The sequence below is a fragment of the Spirosoma endbachense genome, from assembly GCF_010233585.1.
GTDB classification, from domain to species: domain Bacteria; phylum Bacteroidota; class Bacteroidia; order Cytophagales; family Spirosomataceae; genus Spirosoma; species Spirosoma endbachense.
Genome location: NZ_CP045997.1, coordinates 9976227 through 9995679, shown reverse-complemented (window position 1 = coordinate 9995679; position 19453 = coordinate 9976227). Strand labels below are relative to the sequence as shown.

15 protein-coding genes are annotated in these 19453 nt (G+C 48.3%); 8 read left to right on the top strand and 7 right to left on the bottom strand.

Features of this window, described 5'->3' with window-relative positions; all coding sequences use genetic code 11:
- The first annotated feature begins 30 nt into the window (after positions 1–30).
- The gene (locus GJR95_RS40285; RefSeq protein WP_162391259.1) at positions 31–2235 is read left to right on the top strand and encodes a M28 family peptidase; all 2205 of its coding nucleotides are present in this window, start codon (positions 31–33) and stop codon (positions 2233–2235) included.
- 173 nt (positions 2236–2408) lie between these two features.
- A complete protein-coding gene (locus GJR95_RS40280) occupies positions 2409–3545 on the top strand; it encodes an acyltransferase family protein (protein ID WP_162391258.1) in 1137 nt (378 codons plus the stop codon).
- 78 nt (positions 3546–3623) lie between these two features.
- Here the strand turns inward: GJR95_RS40280 and GJR95_RS40275 are convergent, their stop codons facing one another.
- On the bottom strand, positions 3624–4127 hold the full coding sequence (locus GJR95_RS40275; RefSeq protein WP_162391257.1) for a Rad52/Rad22 family DNA repair protein: 504 nt from the start codon (positions 4125–4127) through the stop codon (positions 3624–3626).
- A gap of 111 nt (positions 4128–4238) precedes the next feature.
- Positions 4239–6899: a DNA mismatch repair protein MutS gene (gene mutS, locus GJR95_RS40270; protein WP_162391256.1), complete on the bottom strand. Its 2661-nt coding sequence runs from the start codon at positions 6897–6899 to the stop codon at positions 4239–4241.
- Positions 6900–7005: 106 nt separating this feature from the next.
- On the opposite strand from mutS, the gene GJR95_RS40265 reads away from it, so the two are divergent.
- The 4 genes from GJR95_RS40265 (at position 7006) to GJR95_RS40250 (ending at position 9728) form a co-directional block, all read left to right on the top strand.
- Positions 7006–7557: a PH domain-containing protein gene (locus GJR95_RS40265; RefSeq protein ID WP_162391255.1), complete on the top strand. Its 552-nt coding sequence runs from the start codon at positions 7006–7008 to the stop codon at positions 7555–7557.
- Positions 7550–8086: an RNA methyltransferase gene (locus tag GJR95_RS40260; RefSeq protein WP_162391254.1), complete on the top strand. Its 537-nt coding sequence runs from the start codon at positions 7550–7552 to the stop codon at positions 8084–8086. Before GJR95_RS40265 ends, GJR95_RS40260 begins: the two co-directional genes overlap by 8 nt.
- 64 nt (positions 8087–8150) lie before the next feature.
- Positions 8151–8603: a hypothetical protein gene (locus GJR95_RS40255; RefSeq protein ID WP_162391253.1), complete on the top strand. Its 453-nt coding sequence runs from the start codon at positions 8151–8153 to the stop codon at positions 8601–8603.
- Between the two features lie 189 nt (positions 8604–8792).
- Entirely contained in the window at positions 8793–9728 is a 936-nt protein-coding gene (locus GJR95_RS40250; protein WP_162391252.1) for a sensor histidine kinase, read from the top strand.
- A gap of 227 nt (positions 9729–9955) precedes the next feature.
- Here the strand turns inward: GJR95_RS40250 and GJR95_RS40245 are convergent, their stop codons facing one another.
- From GJR95_RS40245 to GJR95_RS40235, 3 genes are all read right to left on the bottom strand, one after another.
- Positions 9956–13729: a PVC-type heme-binding CxxCH protein gene (locus GJR95_RS40245; protein ID WP_162391251.1), complete on the bottom strand. Its 3774-nt coding sequence runs from the start codon at positions 13727–13729 to the stop codon at positions 9956–9958.
- A gap of 103 nt (positions 13730–13832) precedes the next feature.
- On the bottom strand, positions 13833–14948 hold the full coding sequence (locus GJR95_RS40240) for a Gfo/Idh/MocA family protein (RefSeq protein ID WP_162391250.1): 1116 nt from the start codon (positions 14946–14948) through the stop codon (positions 13833–13835).
- 42 nt (positions 14949–14990) lie between these two features.
- On the bottom strand, positions 14991–15869 hold the full coding sequence (locus GJR95_RS40235; protein ID WP_174260253.1) for a sugar phosphate isomerase/epimerase family protein: 879 nt from the start codon (positions 15867–15869) through the stop codon (positions 14991–14993).
- 136 nt (positions 15870–16005) lie between these two features.
- Between GJR95_RS40235 and GJR95_RS40230 the strand changes: the two genes are divergently transcribed.
- A complete protein-coding gene (locus GJR95_RS40230; RefSeq protein ID WP_162391249.1) occupies positions 16006–16878 on the top strand; it encodes an AraC family transcriptional regulator in 873 nt (290 codons plus the stop codon).
- A gap of 461 nt (positions 16879–17339) precedes the next feature.
- Here the strand turns inward: GJR95_RS40230 and GJR95_RS40225 are convergent, their stop codons facing one another.
- Positions 17340–18227: an alpha/beta fold hydrolase gene (locus tag GJR95_RS40225; RefSeq protein ID WP_162391248.1), complete on the bottom strand. Its 888-nt coding sequence runs from the start codon at positions 18225–18227 to the stop codon at positions 17340–17342.
- Between the two features lie 127 nt (positions 18228–18354).
- On the opposite strand from GJR95_RS40225, the gene GJR95_RS40220 reads away from it, so the two are divergent.
- Positions 18355–18840: a DinB family protein gene (locus GJR95_RS40220; protein WP_162391247.1), complete on the top strand. Its 486-nt coding sequence runs from the start codon at positions 18355–18357 to the stop codon at positions 18838–18840.
- Positions 18841–18843: 3 nt separating this feature from the next.
- Here the strand turns inward: GJR95_RS40220 and GJR95_RS40215 are convergent, their stop codons facing one another.
- Positions 18844–19371, bottom strand: coding sequence for a GNAT family N-acetyltransferase (locus GJR95_RS40215; protein ID WP_162391246.1), 528 nt, complete (start codon positions 19369–19371; stop codon positions 18844–18846).
- Between the last annotated feature and the right edge of the window lie 82 nt (positions 19372–19453).

Sequence of the window (19453 nt, the reverse complement as noted above, 5' to 3'; positions counted from 1 at the left end):
GATATTTGAGAATTATACAATCTGATTCTCATGAATAATCTCCCTCTACTCAAAACTACCAGCCTGGCACTAGCGCTGATGTTTAGCGGATTCGCTACGCAGGCCCAGTCGAACGTAACCCCGGCACTCACTGGATTTATTCCGGCGCGGCAGGCAGCACAGGTTAAACTGGAGACTGAGTTTAAGACCAAACAGTCACCGGCTGCGTTCAAACAACACCTCGAAAAGCTGAGCAGTGTGCCCCACATCACGGGCACCAAAGAAAACGAGCAGGTGCGTGATTATATCGCCGAAACGATGCGCAAAGCCGGTTGGCAGGTAGACATCTATCCACATGATGTATTACTGCCGAAAGGCCCCGGTGAAATCGCCGTCGAACTGGTTGAGCCGATCCGCCAGCCCCTCAACATCCGTGAGTTTCTGTTTAAGGAAGATAAGTACAGCAGCGATCCACGCCTGACACCCGGTTATAATGCCTGGTCGGGTTCGGGCGATGTTACCGCCGAAGTTGTTTATGCCAACTATGGTCGTAAAGAAGATTTCGAGCAACTGAAGGCGATGGGCATTTCGGTAAAAGACAAGATTGTACTGGCACGCTACGGCGGTAACTTTCGGGGTTACAAAGCGCAGTTTGCGCAGGCTGCCGGTGCAATTGGCGTCATTATCTTTACTGATCCTGCCGATTCGGGCTACATGCGCGGTTTAACCTTCCCCGAAGGGCCATATTATAGCGAAAGTGTAATTCAGCGTGGTTCGCTTCTAACAACACCTTATACCGGCGATCCACTGACACCGGGCGAAGCAGCATTGCCAATGGATGCTAAAAACACGCCCAAGCGGCTCGACCAGAATGCAGTAGGGCTACACAAAATCCCGGTAACGCCCCTCCCCTACGGATCGGCCACCGAAATTCTGAAACGCATGACCGGCCTGCAATCGGTTCCGGCTGGCTGGCAGGGCGGTTTGCCCTATACGTATCGGCTCGAAGGCGGTGCTGCTTTAAAGGTTCGGCTCATGGTGAAACAGGAGAAAACCATTCAGCGGATCTACCAGGTCGTTGGCACATTGACTGGCGCAGAATTTCCGGATGAGTGGATTATTGCCGGGTGCCATTACGACGCCTGGTCATACGGAGCGACTGATCCGAATTCGGGTACAGCCATGCTGCTGAGCATGACCGAATCGATGGGTAAACTGGCCAAAGCCGGGCAACGGCCCCGTCGCACGATTAAAGTCTGCCATTGGGATGCCGAAGAACCCGGCGTAATTGGCTCCGCCGAATGGAGCGAGCAATTCCGCGATGAGCTGACCCAAAAAGCCGTTGCCTACATGAATTATGATGCCGCCGTTTCGGGCCGGACCTTTGGGGCTAGTGCGTCGCCATCGATGAAGAAACTCATTATTGAAGCAACCCAGTCTGTTCAGTATCCCGATTCCAATAAAACGGTTTATCAGCACTGGATGGGTCATAAGGCAGCGGGAAACCCAACCCGGGTAACGGGTTCATCGGCTCCCGCCGTATTGGCGGGTGAGCCAACAATTGGTAATCTTGGTGGTGGATCGGATCATATCGCCCCCTATATGCATATCGGTATTCCCTCACTGAGTGCCGGGATGGAAGGACCAACGCTCTATCACTCGCAATACGACGACCTCTATTTTTACGACAAATTTGCTGATCCAACCTACAAAATGGGGCCGATGATGGAGCAGGTTGTTGGTACGATGACGCTGCGGCTCGCTAATGCAGACCTCGTTCCCTACGATGTTGCCCGCTACCCGGCCGATCTGGCTATTCACCTGAAAGCTGCCGAAAAAGCCATTCAGGCGTATTCGCCTACCTATTCCATTGAGCCAGTACTTAGCACCGTTGCCGAATTAAAAAAGAATGCCGATGCCTGCGAAATTGCGCGGCAAAATTACCTCAAAACGGGCCGTACGGATAAATTAGCCGAACTGAATCGGGAGCTGAGACTTCTGGAACGTTCATTTATTGATCCTAAAGGAAATGCATTTGGCGCCTGGTACCGGTCGCTCTATGCGTCTTCGGACCCCAACAGTGGTTATGCTTCATGGATGTTACCGGGTTTTCTTTACGAAGCCTCTCTCAAATCGACTGCCAACCTGCCCGACCTCGAACTGCGCTACAAAAAAGCCATTCAAACACTGAGTGACAAGCTCTTAGTATTATCGCAGGGTATGGGTGGCCCCGCAGCGGTTGGTGGCGGAAAATAGCCTTTCAATAAAAAATACCCTTTTCTATTGGATTAGTTGGTAAGGTAATTGCAGGTGGCCTTTAGTGCCACCTGCAATTGTTATCTTTGCATAACAATTCAATTTGCTGACCAAGTCAAGGTTGACGGTAAATGGCACGTTGGCATTCACCCATAAACTGAAATTAATACCTGATGAAATTAGACTACATTGATGCCCTGCGAGGCATCGCTATTTTAAGCGTCATCTGGTTCCATTGCCACTTATACCACTACAGCGATCCAGCTTTTTATTCGATCATGGATACGCTGGGGTCACCAGCGGCATTGGGGGTACAGTTATTCTATGTGCTTAGTGCTTTCACGCTTTTTTTATCATTGAATCGCCGAAAAAAAACAGATACAGGTAAGTTCAACTTTTTTATCCGGCGTTTTTTCAGGATTGCACCCATGTACTACGTAGCCATTCTGTACTACCTGTATCAGGATGCTTATTTTTTCCACCAGCCTATCTCATCGACGCTCAATTACCATGTTTACGGTATACTGGCCAATATTCTGTTACTTCATGGGTTAAGCCCTGTCTGGATCAACAGTATTATTCCTGGTGGCTGGTCGGTAGGTATTGAAGTGCTATTCTATGCCATTGTGCCGTATTTATTTACCCGGATCACGAATCTGAACAAGGCTATTTTCTTTACAGCCTGTTCGTTGTTGTTCGGGTTCGTCCTTACGTCTCTACTGTCGCAAATTACCGGTATCCAATCCGACAAGCTCCTGAATGAATACCTGTTTTATTACCTGCCCTATCAGTTACCGGTTTTCGGGTGCGGCATTGTTGCCTACTTCGTTGTCATTAAAGGCCACCGCCATGTTGAGCCTCTGGTAGCCGGTTTTGCGCTATCTACAATTGCTTTCCTGATCTTTAGCAAAACGTACGTTCAGCATTTTATTCCGAATTTACCCCATACACTTCATTTGTTTGGTAGTATAGGCTTTGCTCTGCTTATTATCGGATTAGCCAAATGGCCGGTTAAACTGCTGGTCAACCGGTTTACGCTCTTTATGGGCAAGATCAGCTATAGCGCCTATCTAACACATTTTGGGGTTTTATACTGGATGAATAAGATACTGCCCCAGCAAATCATTCCGGTTCACAGTGTACTGACAAACATTCTGAATTTCAATTTGAAGTTCCTGATCCTGTTATTACCAATTGCCTGCATTTCTACCATTACCTATCGACTGATTGAAGAACCAGCCCAACAGTTTGGCAAACGGCTTCTGCGCCGACGAATCGAACACAAAGCACAAATGGTAGAAAGTGTTTAGATCCGGGGCGCACTTTTCATGCCTAAAAAAGGCCATAACACAACGTTATGGCCTTTTTTAGGCTTACTAGCTAACTGCTTAGGCAGCTTTTGCCGCCGGTTTTGCGTGTTCGGGTTTCAGCACTACTACATCGCGCACAGCTCCTCCTGCATTGAGTTTCTCCACCATTTTGTCAAGCAAAGGCGTGGCCCAGTCAGGAATGTACTTATCGGTGGTTTGAATCAGCACCTTCGGGAAGTCATACAGAGCACGGCCTAGTCCAAACTGCACAGCGCACCGTTTCATGGCATCGCTGATACCGCCCTTCACGGGCTCGACGCTCGTGCGGCTGGCACCGTCGGTCTTTCTGACAATTTCGCCACCCGGCAAAATGGCCGTGATTGTGCACAAAAAACCACCTTCTATTTCCTTGATTTCGTTTTGCCAACCGGCCCAGCCAAACTGATCGTCGAAGCGCTGCATCACACAACGGTTGGTTATATACGGCACTACAACGATTTTCTGACCGTCTTTGGTCTGGCTCTGAACCCGCCATTCAATTTCCTGTATGGTGAGTGGGGCAGTTAATACATTTAGGTCCATTTTTATCTGTTGTTTAGTAGTTAGTCATCTATCCGTTAAGCCCTCATCAGTTGTTGAGCTGGCCAGAATTCTCTCGTATTCCCAATTCAGGTGGCAACTCATTAATGCTTATTATTCAGCCATTTTCAGCAACTCATTCAGCTTCAGCAAGGCTTCTATGGGCGTTAATCTGTTTACGTCGATGGTGCGCAGTTTCTCTTTAATGGCTTCGGATTTAGGATCGCCCGATTCGATGATACGCAGGGCAAGTTCCCGTTCCTGTGGGACGGCTTCCCGGATTTTCTCCCGATTGGCTTCGCGGCCATGCGATGCTTCCAGCTGTTTCAGAATCTCATTTGCCCGGCTGACAATCTGAGCGGGCATCCCGGCCATTTGTGCCACGTGTATTCCGAAACTATGCTCAGAACCGCCCTCCTTCAGCTTACGCAGAAAAATCACTTTATTGCCCATCTCCTTAACCGACACATTGTAGTTTTTTATACGCGCATTGTCAGTAGCCAGGTCGTTCAGTTCATGGTAGTGAGTCGCAAACAGGGTTTTGGGGCGGCAATCCGTTTTATTATGCAGGTATTCAGCAATCGACCAGGCAATTGAGACCCCATCATACGTACTCGTTCCGCGCCCGATTTCGTCCATCAGGACCAGGCTTCGCTCGCTGAGGTTATTCAGGATACTGGCGGTTTCGGTCATTTCGACCATAAACGTGCTTTCTCCCCGCGAGAGGTTATCCGACGCGCCAACGCGCGTAAAAATCTTGTCTACGATTCCAATTTCGGCTAACGATGCGGGCACAAAACTTCCCGATTGTGCCATCAGGACAATCAAAGCCGTTTGGCGTAATAGCGCTGATTTACCAGCCATGTTTGGCCCGGTAATGATGATGATCTGCTGAGTTTCATCATCCAGGAAAATATCGTTCGGAATATAATGTTCGCCGGGGGGAAGTTGCTGCTCAATAACCGGATGGCGGCCATCTTTAATGTTGAGAACTTTGGTTTCTGTGATCTGCGGCCGCACATATTTGTTTTTAACGGCTACACGGGCAAAGGACGCCAGCACGTCCAGTACGGACAACGTACGGGCGTTCTGCTGAATAGCGCCGACATACTCGCCGGCCGCCAGAACCATCTCATTGAATATCCGCGCTTCTATCTGAAAAATCTGCTCTTCAGCGTTCAGGATTTTATCTTCATATTCCTTCAGCTCAGGCGTAATGTAACGCTCGGCATTGACTAGTGTCTGCTTACGAATCCAATCGTCCGGCACCCGGCTTTTGTGGGCATGGGTCACTTCCAGATAATAGCCAAAAACTTTGTTGTAGGCCACCTTCAGCGAACTGATGCCCGTCCGTTGTACTTCGCGCTCCTGCAATTGCAGCAGGTAATCCTTGCCCGAATAAGCTATGGCGGTCAATTCGTCCAGTTCAGCATTGATTCCGGGTTTGATCATACCGCCCTGATTCGAAAGCGTCGGTGGATCTTCCCGAAGCTCCGTTTCAATTCGGTCGAGTAAAAACGAGACCGGATTCAACTGGTCGGCGTACTTTTTCAACGAGCCCGACTCATTCTGATTCAACGCCGTAATGAGCAGTTCTTTAATTGGCAGCACATGCTGCAACGACCGTTTAAGCTGCAATAACTCACGAGGATTGATGCGCCGAACGGCCACTTTAGAAACCAATCGTTCCAGATCACCAATCTGGCGCAGGTGACTGGCCATCGTTTCAGACAGATCTACATCATCGGTCAGCAACTCAACCATGCTAAGGCGCTCTTCGATCAACGCCTTTTCCTTAAGCGGCAAATTGAGCCATTTACGAAGCAATCGTGCTCCCATCGGCGTGACGGTCTGATCCAGAATCTGAATGAGCGGAACGCCCCCTTCCTGTTGGGCGGCCGTCAGTTCGAGGTTACGAATCGTGAACCGATCAAGCCATACATACCGGTCTTCTTCGAGCCGCGTCACGCGGGTAATGTGCTGAAGATCTTTATGCTCCGTTTCGTTGAGGTAATGCAAAATTACACCAGCGGCAATAATGCCATCGGGCAGACCTTCAATACCAAATCCTTTGAGCGAGGTCGTCTGAAAGTGCTGTTTTAAGAAATTATAGCCAAAATCGTAGGTAAACGCCCAGTCTTCGAGCGTATAAGTATGAAATTTATCGCCAAACAAGGCACCAAACTCCTGACGATTGCGCTTGCAATACAGCACTTCCGACGGATTAAAGCTTTGCAGCAGCTTATCAACATAGGCCGCGTTCCCCTGCGATGCCAGAAACTCTCCCGTCGAAATATCCAGAAATGAGATGCCAAACGTATCGTCTGAATGACCGGCTCCGCCCTTGCCAAAATGAACGGCTGCGAGGTAGTTGTTACGCCGGGTATCGAGCACATTATCGTTGAACGAAACACCCGGTGTTACTAACTCGGTAACACCCCGACGAACGATTCCTTTCGCCACAGACGGGTCTTCCAACTGATCACAGATAGCTACGCGCTCGCCCGCCCGAACGAGTTTTGGGAGGTGTGTATCCAGGGAATGATGCGGGAACCCAGCCAATTCCTCGTTCGATCCGCCATTATTACGTTTGGTGAGCGTAATACCTAGTATCTTACTGGCTCTTACGGCATCTTCGCCGAACGTTTCGTAAAAATCACCCACGCGAAAGAGCAGCAGTGCACCAGGATATTTGGCCTTAATCTGATTATATTGGCGGTTAAGAGGAGTTTCGTTTTTCTTTAACTGAGGCTTTGCTGCGGTGGCTGTCTTCACTGACTTGAGTCTGTTGTTTTAAACAAAAATACCAAAATTTGCTGAGAAAATGGCTATTTTCTCCCTGCTAACCGATACATATTCCTGCACAAACAACCGTTTTACTATGACTCAATCTGAACCAGTACTCCCCCTCAGAGTTCAATTCAACCCCATCATCCGGACGTATTTCCTGCTGTATGTAGCTTTCATATTACTGGTCACTGTTGTTGGCATTGTGCTCATTCCCATTTGGCTATTAGGCGTAGGACAATGGTGGAGTGGCCATTATTTTCATAACCTCGAATGTGAATTATCGGAACGTTCGTTACGCTTTAAAAAAGGTATTCTCGTCCACGTTGAGAAAACAATTCCGCTCGAAAACATTCAGGATGTTACCTTTGTCGCCGGCCCATTGCTGCGTTATTTTGATCTTTGCATTTTAAAATTTGAAACCGCTGGGCAAAGTCCTAATCAGGCGCACAATATGGAGCTGATCGGGATTATCGACGCTCAGTCCTTTCGGACGCATATTCTCGAACAACGGCAAAAATTAATAGCGACCCGAACCAGTCAGCCAGCAGCTAATACGGATCAGATCCTTCTTACGGAAGTACGCGATACGTTGCGCGATATCAGGCAATTATTACAAGACAATCTGAACCAGTCAAATGCGTAAACTCTCACTCGACGAACTGAATCGCCTATCTGTCGTTGACTTTAAAGAAGCCGAAAAATTTCCTTACTGCCTGATTCTGGACGACATTCGCAGCCTCAACAATGTGGGTTCGGTGTTTCGAACGGCCGATGCCTTCAGGGCTTCAGCCTTGTATCTGTGTGGTATTACAGGCCAGCCACCCCACCGCGACATCACCAAAACAGCGTTGGGTGCTACAGAATCTGTTACGTGGAAATATGCCGCTGATGTGACAGCCTTGATTCAGCAATTACAGGCAGAAGGGTGGATTGTGGCAGCAATTGAGCAGGCAGAAGGGAGCACCTCACTGGCTGATTTTAAACCACAGCCAAACAAACAATATGCTTTTGTGTTCGGTAATGAGGTAACGGGGGTTCGGGACGAAGTGGTTCAATTGGCAGATCTGGTACTCGAAATCCCCCAGTTTGGCACGAAGCATTCCTTAAATATTGCCGTTACTGCCGGGATTGTTTGCTGGGATTTTCTCCAAAAAAAGATAACGAAAACTTAACATTGGATTTTTGATTGTCCTATTTTTTTCGTATTTATTTGTAAATTTTTTTCTATAGAACCAAATGGCAAACAAAACCGCAAAAACCAAGCAAAAATCGCTGGCAGCAGACATCGTCAGTTCCATTGAAGCCAAACTAACGGATGCAGGTGAGGCAACAAAAAAAATGAAGAAGTCTATCGAAAAGTCGGCCGATAAATTGGCGAAAAAACTTGCCAAGTTAATTGACAAGAACGAGAAAAAGAAAAAGGAGCCTACCAAGAACGCTGAGAAGAAAACAAAAAAGGATTTAGCCAAAGCAAAAAAAAACGCTGAAAAGGCCGCTAAAAATGCCAAACGGGCAGCCAATAAAATAGCTGATACCGCTGCTGATGCTATTGTAGCTGCTGCTCCTAAACCAGCACGTACCTACCGCAAACAGGCACCAGCTCCAAAACCAGCTACGACTTCCCGCCGATCGAGCCCAAAGCCTGCCAGCACTCCAGCCAATACGGAACTTTCGGCCGACAACGAATAAACGTATTTAAACAAAAACGAATAAACGTATTTAAATTCGATACCTTTTTCTTTTTCGCCCGCACAAAGCGGGCTTTTTTGTTTCCATCTATTGCTTTTTTGGTAATTTTCTTGTGACATTTACGTACGACCTACGTCCACTTAGCATTTGTCCAGTACTTTTCGTTGCTAACTTATATCAGACGGAGTTATGCTACCCCGGTCTACAGCCCCTCCTCTCTTTATTTTTGCGCTTTTGCTGTCAATCGTTACGGCTGGGTTACTCTATGCAAACTGGTCTGTCTTACCCGAAACGGCTTTAGTAAATGCCCAATCCCTGCGCTGGCTGGCTCTATTTGTCCTGGCTATGGTGTCTCAGCTCCTCTTAGGCTTCTCGCTGTGGTGGCTCCTGCGCCGACGCCAGCGGTCGGTCGTACAAACGGAAGTGCTGCACTCGATTGTCCATGAATTCCAGACGCCAATTACAGCCATTCGAATGGCAGCCGATATTCTGGATTCACCCATTGCCCGGGATCAGCCTGAACGGACGGAGAAATATGTTCGTATTATCCGCGAAGAAACGGAACGACTTCAACACCAGGTCGAAACAATGTTAACCCTGGCTCGGGCCGACCGTAAAACATTAATCCTGAATCCGGAACCAGTACAACTTCATCAGCTCCTGCATTCTGTTGCCGAACGTCACGGCGACTACTTAGGGCTGAGCCTACCCGGAACAGATCCACACGTGCTGGCAGACCGGCTTCACCTGACGAATGTGTTACACAATTTGTTAGACAATGCCGTAAAATACAGCTCCGAGAAGCCCGAAATAACCCTCCTGACCAAGACAAATAACGAGGGGCTAACGATTACTGTTCGTGATCGGGGTGTTGGTATTTCACCAAAGTTATTACCGCAGATTTTTCAGCCGTTTTTTCGAGTTCACGACCGGAATCAGCCTAGTGTTAAGGGATTTGGTTTAGGCCTCAGTTACGTACAACGTATAGTTCAGGCCCACAACTGGACCATCTGGGTAAAAAGCGAACTTGGTCACGGCAGCGAATTCATTATCCAGATTCCATCTTCGGCCCTATTGCCTGCTTTTACCGATCCCATCCAGGCAAAAAAAGCCGCGTCCAAATAAAAGCAGACTTCTACCCAGGCTTTATGTTCAGCGCCGTGCCATGGTTGCGGATGGCGGTCATAATAACCACGGTCCGCCTTGCGGTGGCATGACGCTGACGGCGCTGAGTATAAGGCCAGATACTGAAAAGAAAAAAATTAAGGTAACTGTGTACTAAAGGCTATCCGTGATCGACAATCACATTCCTTTAATTACTCAGTTACCTTAATTACTTATTTTACAGCTACTTATTTAGCCGTAACGACGGCTCCTGCCTTTGTGACCTTCATTACCCCGTTCATAATGCGCCAGTGGCCTGGAAATGTGCAAACGAATGGATAATCGCCGGGCGTTGCCGGAGCGGTAAATTTAAGTCGGTATGTCTGGTCTGGATTGACTAACGGGGTTGCGGCAATGATTTGCGGAATCGATGGTACGTAGTTTCTCTCGGCACCATCCTTGGCCGTAATCAGCTTATCGGCAGCCGCCCCGATCTGGTCCATCGTTTTGGGCTTACCAATCACCAGGTTATGTTGCATGGCATCCGGATTTTCCAGCACCAGTTCAACCTGTTTTCCAGCCGTAACAGTAAATTCTTTCTTGTCGTAGCGCATTTCTTCTCGAACCGTTTTTAAACGTATAACCTCTACGTTCGGGTCGACCGGTTCGCCTTTTGTTATACCCCAGACCTCATAAAGGCGCCCCAGACGTTCGCGGTTGTCGGGCGAAACCGAAGCCGTCAGACTTGCCAGAAAGTCTTTATCCGTATCATTTACCTGCGCTTTCTTCCGGACGTTCCAGCCTTCCGATACGCCTTTAACGATTGCCTCGCTTTGGGTCGGCTCAAGCTTCTGCGTCTGTCGAAGCAGCGTAACTACCGAATCGACAGGGGCAACTGACGCATAACTACGGGAAGCCCGTTCGAGCACGTAAGCGGCCATGCTTTGAGGAGCCCGATAGGTTAGGGTGTGTGTTGCATTGTTGTTCTGCTCATTGCCCTCCATTATCTTGTTTTCGCGATCGAGCATGGCCGTAATCGTATACTGCCCAGCCCGTTCGAACGAAACACCCATATCGCCAACCCACGGGCCATTGTTCGCTTTGCTGATGGTAACGGTTTCGCCCGGTTTAATACCCGTATTATGCGTCACACTCACAAAATCAATTTTGGCACCATCCTGCATTCCTTTGGGACCTTCTACACGGAGCGATAACGGAATGGGCGTTCCAGCCGGAATTTCTGTACCGCCAGCGTTCATCACATCCACAAAGAGCTTCGTTCCTTCCCGAACGGCAGGCGATTCTGGCGTAGTACGAATAGCGGCAATCACCAGATCAGGCTGGCTCCCCGAAGCAGCAATAGCTGGCGTTGGCGCATTCGGGCCATGTCCTTTGTCGGCATGCGTGCTCATGTCGTGGGCAGGTGCTACTTTCGGCTGCGTTGAGCCATTCAGTGTCATCTGCTTCAGGTATGCCTTCATCAGCTGCCCATCCTGCCCTGTTAGTACACAGGCAAAGGCATCGGGTAACCAGCGGTCGTTTACTTCGGTCGATTTGTCCAGGCGGGTTAAAATGGCATTTTGAATTGCCGGGCTCTGTGGCATTTCTGACAAAGCGAGTATGGTGTTCAGCGCAACAACGGGTTCTTTATCGTTCAACAAATTGGCCTGAAGGAGTGTATTGGCCGTTAATTGATTTCTCGGCAATACCTGCACGGCAGTTTTGCGAACACCCGAACAAGGATGTTTAAGCGCAGAAACAGCGGCCTGTAACGCATCGCCATCCAGCGCACCCAATCCGTGTAGCGTCCATAAAGCATGAACAGCCGACGGATTGATACCAATTTCATCGACCGACTGATCATTGACAAGGGCAATTAGCTGCGGCACGACATCTTTATTGTTCCGTTCGATCAGCAACCGCTGGGCCGTTGTCCGCCAGAACATGTTCGTATTTTTCAGGGCAGCAACCAATTCCTGTGGACGATCTTTGCTCAGCGCGATCGGTGTATAAGCTGGCGCATTTTTGTAGCCAACGCGGTAGATACGGCCGTGTGTGAAATCGCGAAGGGGCGTTTCATAGGCATTACCCGATCCGTTGGTACCGCCCGATGGCGTTGGGTTGTGCTGAATGATGAAGCTATACCAGTCGACCACCCAAACGGCTCCGTCGGGGCCAACCTCGGCAAACACTGGCGCAAACCACTCGTCGGCTCCGGCCATCAGGTTAAATCCTTCGGCATCTTCATAATCGGTTCCGTTCTTCTGCATCACATTCTGGTGCAGAATGTGGCCGGTTGGTTCCGCCACAAAGGCGATCTTATTCCAGTATTTTTTCGGAAAAGCACGAGCCGTGTAAAAATTATGGCCAGCTGCCGCCGTAAATCCACCAAACACATCGACCTGTCGTACTTTCTCGGTGATGGGTTTCATGTCCTTGTGGGTATCTGTGCTGCGGCTACCGTTCTCACGGATGTGAGGGGCTCCGTGAAAATACCGATTCGGAATGGCCATGTACCAGCCGTGCGAGTTGTTGGCGGTGCTTCCGAAAATATCACCCGTTTCGTTAAAGCCTAATCCCCAGGTATTATTGGAAGTGCTGGTCACATGTTCAAGCTGAGATCCGTCGGGTTTGAACCGAAAAAAGCCCTGACTGAATTTTACACTATCAGCGCCGATTTTGCCTTTAAAACCCGAATACCCAACGCTTCCCCATATCCAGTTATCAAACCCATAGTGCAGATTGCTCGGCCCGGCGTGGGTGTCGTAGGTACCGAAACCAGTGAACACAACTTTCTTCACATCGGCTTTATCGTCGCCGTTGGTATCCTGCAAAAACAGCATATGCGGTGCCTGTGAAACGTACAAACCGCCGTTGCCGAAGGTCATGCCGGTCGGAATGCTCAGCCCTTCCGCAAAATTGGTAAACTTGTCTGCTTTGCCATCTTTATCGGTGTCTTCGCAGATAACGATGTAATCGGAGCCGCCTTCAGGTTTCCGCTCGTTGGGATAATCTTTGGTAATGAGCGCATACAGTCGGCCACGTTCATCCCACGTCATGGCAATCGGGTGCATCACATTGGGCTCATGCGCGAACAGATCAAGCGTAAAATCGACCGGTACCTGAATGTGCTTAATCGACTCTTCCGGCGAAAGTGGTTCCTGCTCCAGCTGAGCGCCTGGCCGTTTTTCATAATTCGGAAGTTTGGCTTCGTGGTAGGCAAACGCCTGTGGGTTCAGGTCATCGTGCAGCTTTTTCACCTCATCGCCAACCGCCCACAGGATACCCCGCTCCAGCAACTGCTGAAAACCGGGCTGGCTCCAGGTGCGTTCGTCGTGACCGTAGGCCGTATAGAAAACCCGGCCTTTACCGTATTGCCGGGTCCAGGTGTAAGGTTCTTCTTTGGCTCCAGGTCGGTTAGACGCTGCAATGTCTTTTTCCTGGTCTGCTTTTATTTCCCGAACCGCAAGCACGTTGTTATCGGCCTGAAGATGGGAGTGTATATAGGTTTCATCGTATGCTTTAAACGAGGGCAAGCCCGCCACAATGGGATTGTTAGGCTGCGTAAACCGGGTTTGAATCGTATCCATCCGATGACGCCAGAACTGCCCGCCAACGACTTTATCGACGTATTCGGCAGAGTTCCGGAAACAGTAGGATGCACAATGAACGGGAATTATTCCCTTCCCCGACGAGACATAATCGAGCAGTGCTTTTTCCTGCGGTTGGGGAATACTGTCCCAGTTCGCAAAAATCAGTAAGCCGTCATACTTATTCAGATTTTCGGGATTGATATCTTCCAGTTTATCTGTATAGGTAATGTTGATGCCTTTATTTCCCAGCGCAGCCATCAGTTGAGGTACACGCTCAATTGGCTTGTGATGGCCATTATCGCCCAGGAACAGGATTTCGGTTCGACGCGGTTTAAGCGCTGTCTGGCGGGTAGAGGATTGATTGGCCGTCTGGCGGGCGCACTGAGTCAGCAGCCCTACAGTCAACAGGAAGAGAATTGTCTTTTTCATAGTTTAAACCGCATCGGCGGGCCGATAGAGAAACAAAGGTTGACGAGAATGAACCCTGGCTATTCGCCTTATGTGCGCCACTCGGCAACCCCTGCATTTGACCTTATATACTTCCAAAATCCGGTAACTTTATAAGCTGCCCACCCTGGAGGGCTGACTCGTGCGCCAGGATACCAACGCTCGTCCAGTTGGCCGACTGAGCCGCGTTGGGAAACGGATCACGGTCTTCGGCAATCGCGGACAGGAACTCATGAACCATATGCGGGTGTGACCCACCGTGCCCACCACCCTGGGTAAAGGATAAATGCTGCTGTTCGTCGGCGTCGTAAACGCCCTTCGTCGTAAAGCGCTGAATCTCTTCAGGAAGTAGCTTTGCATAATCGGGAACAGTCACTTTTTCCGGAATTTCCGGTTCTGGCTTCTTGGCCGTATGGATCACGGGCTGTTCGTCTTCAATGAGCTGCCATTCGAACGATTTTTTATCGCCATATACCTCGAAACTCTCGCGGTATTGCCGCGCTACGTCAAATAACGACCGATATACATAAGCCGACAAATCGCTGTTCCTGAATTTGATGTGCGCCGACTCGACCGCAAAGGGTGAGTTATGGATTTTTGCCAGCTCTTCCCGAATAGTACCAGACCCAAAGCAGGATACATAATCAGCTTCGAGTTTCAACAATCCCGCTACCGGGCCAACACAGTGCGTCGCATAATGCATGGGCGGTAAACCGGGCCAATAGTCGGGCCATCCGTCCATGTCCTGCTGATGGCTGGCTTTCAGGAATTGCACTTTCCCTAGCTCGCCATTTTCGTAGAGTTCTTTCACAAACAGAAACTCGCGGCTGTAGACCACCGTTTCCATCATCATGTATTTCTTGCCGGTTTCTTTGGTCGCCTTCACAATCTCCATACACTCCTCAACCGTGGTAGCCATCGGCACGGTACAGGCAACGTGCTTACCCGCCCGTAATGCTTTCAGACTTTGCTCAGCATGGTTTGGGATCGGGGAGTTGATATGAACAGCATCAACATCCGGATCGGCTAGCAAGTCATCGTAATTGCTATATCGTTTGTCAATACCATAGGCATTGCCAATCTCATTGAGCTTGTCAACATTACGCTGGCAGATGGCGTACATGTTTGCGTGCGGATGCCGCTGGTAAATCGGGATAAATTCGGCCCCAAATCCGAGGCCAACAATGGCGATGTTAATCATTTGTAAAGAGAGAACGAGTAATTGAGCGAACGGATAAATGAGTTAAGACGCGAATGCTTCGCTCTTTCGCTCATTTACCTGTTCAGTCTTTGTTTTTATAAAGGTTAATCCATCTACCGCCAATTGCTCGGGCGATTCAAACATGGGACGGAAAATATGGGTGGCCGCTGCCAGCTCTGGTGGATTTGGTCCGAAGGCTTCAATGGCAATCGGGCCGTTGTAGTCGACTTCCCGCAGGACATTAAACACCTCATCAAAGTTAATATGACCCTGACCGGGTGTTGAGCGATCATTCTCCGAAATCTGTACATGAACCAGATAGGGCGCTACTTTCCGTAAGGCATCGGCAATGTTCTTTTCTTCCATATTAGCATGAAAGGTATCAAAAGCAGCCTGGCAATTCGGATGATTAACCGCTTCTACGTAGCGAACGAGTTCGTCAGCACAGGTAAGCAGGTAGGTTTCGAACCGATTCAAATACTCAATAGCCAGTAAAACACCCTTGTCCTGTGCATACTCAGCGGCTTCGCGTATACCTTCTACCGACCAGTTCCATTCGTCAATGGTAGCGGGTTTGCCCGTAAAGGTTTTGAAACCAGCATAGAATGGGCCCATCAGAATCGTCGCACCGGCCAGAGAAGCACAGTCAATAATCTTCTTAAGGTAGTCAACACCAGCCCGACGTACGGATTCATCGCCACTGATCAGACTATACTCAGGCCCGCAAAGTGTACATGCCTGAACCTCCAGTCCCAATTCGGCCAGTTGCTGACCGATGCGCTTCCATTTGCCCGTTTCGGTATCATTGATCGGTATTTCAACGAAATCAAAGCCGCTCGTTTTTAGGAACAATAGCGTGCCTGAAAGGTCTTCGTCCATCGACATCGTCCAGACGAACATATTCATTCCTAGCTTATTCATATTCAGTCTCTAAAAAATTAAACAAATTTAAAGAGTAGTGAATAGAGAATCGCGGCTTTTATTAGCGAATACCGACTCTTTTTTTACACAAAACAGGAACTCAAGCCATTATTTACGTTAAAAAAGGAATAATTGAATGAAACAACCCCTCCGCAAAGACCTTGAGCCAGTTGCGACTTCATTCATTGTAAAGGAATTGATCGAACCTCATTTTGATCCGAACTGGCACTTCCATCCGCATTATCAGCTCTTTCTGGTAGAAGAAGGAACGGGCACCCGATTTATTGGCGATTCGATAAAACCATTTGGTCCTGGTGATCTGGTATTTCTTGGGCCAAATTTGCCACACCTCTGGCGTAGTGACCAGGCTTACTTTAACAAACAGTCGGGTTTAACCACCCGAGGTATAGTTGTTTATTTTTCTGAAGATTTTCTAGGCAATGATTTTTTCGGAAAGCAGGAAATGATGTTGTTGCGTCAGTTGCTGAACCATGCCCGGCAGGGACTTGAATGGAATGGTCCGACCCGTGCCCGAGCCGAAGCTGCGTTAAAAAACATGACAAAACAGCCAATGGGTTTCGATCGGGTCATTAGCCTGCTGACACTTCTGAACGACCTTTCTCACGCGTCAGATTATCGATACCTTACCAGTCCTGGCTACACAAATACGGTTAAACCGACCGAAACCGACCGTATGCAACTGGTCCATGATTATGTACTTGGCCATTTCCCAGATGACCTTAGTCTGGAAACGATTGCTGATCTGGCGGGTATGACCCCCCCGGCATTCTGTCGCTACTTCAAGGCGCGTGCCAATAAAACATTTTCGGAGTTTGTCTCCGAAGTCCGTATCGGTCATGCCTGTAAATTGCTTATCAACGGTAAATTGAGTGTAACACAGATCAGCTTTGAAAGTGGTTTTCGAACGCTATCGAACTTTAACCGACAATTTAAAGACATTACCGGACAGACGCCATCAGGTTATGTGAAGACGTATCGGCAATTGTAATTTTTAGTATATCAATCAGATTTTTTTGTTTTTAACCGATAAAATCCCCCCTAAGCCATTTACAAGTAGTCATTATGGCCAGTGGGTTAATCAGAATGTATAAGCGGCTATTCCTGTCTTTTTCGAGCGCCTTCCACTTAGTATAGAAAAGGAAAATGGCTCTGCTTTAGCTCCCAAATAAGCAAGGAGCGATCTGGAGACTAAACTTATTGAACGAGATAGTTCTTTACGATTGCAGCGATTTCCCGTTTAGCAGATGGATCGACCAAATGTGAAAAAACCCTCAAAAAAGAATTAGGTGCATACTTATCAGTACACACCCGATTCTTTACTACCAGTACTCTTCCAATTTATATTTTATACGTAATAATCATGAATGTGGCCAATTTAAACCTATAAGGTTTTTGAAACCTTATAGGTTTAAATTGGCCCAGCACTAGCATCATCTACACTTTATTAAGTTAATAGAGTGTCGTTGTCCCTACTGATTCGCGGACTGTGACGCCTTCCTGAATAAATGCCAGCAAATCATCATTCAGACGATCTTTTTCCGTTACGAATAGTCCGTGAGGAGCCTCGTCATAAATGATATAATGAGCGTTTGGCAAAGCATTCGCGGTTAATTCTCCCGACGATTCGATCGGTACTGTTTTGTCTGCATCGCCATGAATGATCAGGGTTGGCACGTGAATCTGAGTCAGGTCATTCCGAAAATCCGTTGTCGCAAATGAATTGGCACAATCGAGCGTAGCTTTGTGCGAAGCAACATAAGCCCGCGCAAAATCACCATCCAGATGAGCCTGGCTGACTGGTTTACTGATCAGATTTACACCGTAAAACTGCTTCCCAAACGTTTGTAGGAAATCGGCACGATCTTTCTGAATATTTTCCGTGATTTCGTCAAATACACGTTGATCTACCCCATCCGGATTATCGTCTGTTTTGAGTAGATAAGGCGTTACAGAGCTGATAAACGCTACTTTTGACACACGAGCTCCCCCATGACGGCTCATATACCGGGCCACCTCACCTCCCCCCATTGAAAAACCAACCAGCGTAACGTTTTGCAGATCGAGGGTATCAAGCACTGCCTTCAGGTCATCGGCAAGGGTATCATAATCATAGCCGTCCCAGGTTTGCGTGGATTTGCCAAAACCTCGTCGATCGTAGGCAATAACACGAAGACCGTGAGCAGGCAATTCGGCCAATTGATAATCCCACATTTCGTGGCTTAGCGGCCATCCATGAATCAATACAACGGTTGAACGAACATTGCTACCACCCAGATCCTGATAGAAAAGTTTAATGTCATTACCGGACGCATCCGTTCCTGCTTTAATGTAGCTCATAACGTTAAAAATGGCTTGTTGAGTTAAAATATCTTACTCTATTAGCTTACTCAACTATAGGCACAAAAAATAGTTTGCTCCGGATGGGTCATTTGGTTGTTTTTAATGATTGCTTTATCATTAGGGCATGAAACAATCACTTCTTACCCGATTAGCCAGCCAACCCGATGCACTGGATCATTTGTTACTGGGCCTGACTGAAGAGCAAATCCGGCAACGGCCCCCGTCTGGCAAATGGTCAATTTTTGAGAATCTGGCTCATCTGGGTCGTTATCAGGAAATCTTTACGGATCGGATTCAGCAAATTAACGAACAGGAAGTTCCATCATTTAGTCGGTATGTAGCCGACGAGGATCCCGGTTTTTCAGGTTGGACTCAGCTTTCGTTTGTAGAACTGATCGAGCGGATGCGGGGTGAGCGAGCCACATTAAATGCCTTTCTGAGCATTCTGCGGGAAGAAAATCTCACTCGTATTGGTTTGCATCCAGCCTATGGACCAATGACGCTGGAAGGATGGACCGAGTTTTTTCTGCTCCACGAAGCGCACCATTTCTTTGCCATTCTGCAAGTAGGTGGCGCCATTCGGACGAGTGCTCAACCCATGGGCTTTTAATGCTTAATAGAAGCGTTCGTAAACCTTGTCTCTGAGCTGTTGACTCAGGTGGCTACATGTTTCCTGATCAGGAATAGCAGGCTGCGACATTAGTTTCATCGGAATTTCAGTTCCGCCCAATCGATAAGGCGGTTGTCTGTAATCGAAGGCATTCACAGAAAATCCCTGTCGTTCGTAAAACTGGATTCTCCGCCTGCTCATGTCATCGGTGGGCAATTCTACTTCAAGGACAACATAGGAAGCATCCTGTTTCAGGAGAAGTTGTAACGCTTTTTGGCCGAGTTGCTGCCCACGCCTGTCAGGATCAATGGCAAAATGTTCGATATAGACCAGACTTTCCCACTGCCAATAGATAATAAATCCAACGGGATGCTCATCGTCGACCAGCGCAACGACGTGCATATCGGGGCAATTGAGAATCTGAAGCAGTTGGTCAAAACTACGCCTTTCCTCCACCGGGAAAGACTGCTCATACCAGGGTCGGATTTGAGTAAGGTAGGGGTGTTGGCCAATAATTCTCAAAAAGTACATAGCCTATTCCTTAACAACTGTATTCCCGGGAAGTAAACCGTTTTCTTTAAACGTTTTGAAAACGATTTACTTCCCGCCGAAA